Source organism: Novosphingobium resinovorum (genome assembly GCF_036352595.1).
GTDB lineage: Bacteria > Pseudomonadota > Alphaproteobacteria > Sphingomonadales > Sphingomonadaceae > Novosphingobium > Novosphingobium resinovorum_B.
Genome location: NZ_JAZFAX010000132.1, coordinates 1 through 309 on the forward strand (window position 1 = coordinate 1; position 309 = coordinate 309).

Genomic DNA, 309 nt, shown 5'->3' on the forward strand with positions numbered 1-309 from the left:
CCATCGCGCTCGCCGCCAGCCGCCTGCCCGCCGATGCCGTCATGCTGGTGTGCCCCAGCGACCACCACATCGGTAATCCGCAAGCTTTCGCGCTCGCCGCGCTCGCCGCCGCCGACCTCGCCGGGGAAGGCTGGCTGGTCTCCTTCGGCATCGAGGCGACCCGGCCCGAGACCGGCTTCGGCTATCTCAAGCGCGGCGAGGCGATTGCCTCGGCCAGCGGTTCCGCCAGCGGATTCCGCACCGCGCAGTTCGTCGAGAAGCCTGACCTCGAGCGGGCCAGGGCGTTCCTCGCCGAAGGGATCTATGCCT

1 protein-coding gene is annotated in these 309 nt (G+C 70.9%); it reads left to right on the top strand.

The genetic code is table 11. The features are described 5' to 3' along the window. On the top strand, positions 1–309 hold a 309-nt coding region (locus V2S85_RS27365; RefSeq protein ID WP_330705891.1), incomplete at both ends, for a sugar phosphate nucleotidyltransferase.